Origin of the sequence: Bradyrhizobium guangdongense (assembly GCF_006483445.1) — a bacterium.
In the GTDB taxonomy this organism is placed as follows: Bacteria; Pseudomonadota; Alphaproteobacteria; order Rhizobiales; family Xanthobacteraceae; genus Bradyrhizobium; species Bradyrhizobium guangdongense_A.
The window spans coordinates 1-1035 of sequence record NZ_PPPT01000347.1 but is presented as its reverse complement, the minus strand read 5'-3'; the positions used below and the strand labels follow the sequence as shown (position 1 = coordinate 1035).

At 61.4% G+C, this 1035-nt stretch carries 1 protein-coding gene and 1 pseudogene; one reads left to right on the top strand and one right to left on the bottom strand.

The window, feature by feature from the left end; all coding sequences use genetic code 11:
* On the bottom strand, window positions 1-250 hold a 250-nt coding region (locus tag C2U70_RS32740), incomplete at its 3' end, for a twin-arginine translocation signal domain-containing protein (protein WP_140982926.1).
* 285 nt (window positions 251-535) lie between these two features.
* Here C2U70_RS32740 and C2U70_RS32735 point away from each other — a divergent pair.
* Window positions 536-1035 (top strand): annotated as a pseudogene (locus C2U70_RS32735) (hypothetical protein); the annotation flags it as partial.

Sequence of the window (1035 nt, the reverse complement as noted above, 5' to 3'; positions counted from 1 at the left end):
CGAGATCCTTGGCGGCCTGGTCGCCGATCGCCTTGACCACGGAGTAGGAGACACCGACATGGCGGAGCTCGATGTCCTTGATCTCCTGCGCCCAGATGGTCGGGAATCCGCGGATCACATCCGATCCGGCGGCCGCGCCCGCAACGGCCGCGGCCCCCTTCAAGAGCGTGCGGCGGCTCAGCTTTTTCGCGGATACGTCCTTCGGTCCCGCCTGGTTGGCGCCGGAGTTTCCTTTGTCGCTGTCAAGCATGGCAACCCTCGCTGGTTACAATGAACGCTTCGCTCCGATCGCCATTGACCGGCTGCGGTGTGATCGATTGCTCGCGAAGCTATGGGCGCAATTTCACGAAGTAAAATTGGAAGTAAAAATTCGCGATATAAACGGGACTAATGGTTCGGGCCGCTGCATCCGCTTTTGGCAGCGCGCATAAGAAGGCGTCAGGACGTGTATACAAGCCAGGAAAAGACGCGAGCGACGCGCTGGCGCAGCGCAATTGCGCTGACGGCTTCGCTGCTTGCTGCGACATCGTGCAACGTGCGCGCCGATGCGCTCATCGTTACGCCTTCGACACTGAAAGCGATCGGCGCGATCGACGCGCGCTTCCAGTCCTACAATGTCGAGATGGTGGAGATCACCGGCGGACGTTTTTGGAAACCTTATTCGCGCAACGCAAACCCAGCCGTCGATCAGGATCGTTACAGCTATCGGTCGCCAATCGATCTCAGCAATGGCCGCCTGCGCAATCTCGCGCGCGCATTGGCACCAGCGTATATGCGCGTCAGCGGCACCTGGGCGAATGCGACGTTCTTTGCCGATGACGATCCTGTGCCAACCGCGCCGCCTTCGGGATTCAACACCGTACTGAGCCGCGCGCAATGGCGCGGCGTCGTCGAATTTGCGCGCGCCGTCGATGCGGAGATCGTCACATCCTTCGCCGTCAGTCCCGGCAGCCGCGATGCGCAAGGCGTATGGACGCCTGATCAGGCGCAACAACTGCTCGCCTACACACGCTCGCTCGGTGGTCGCATCGCTGC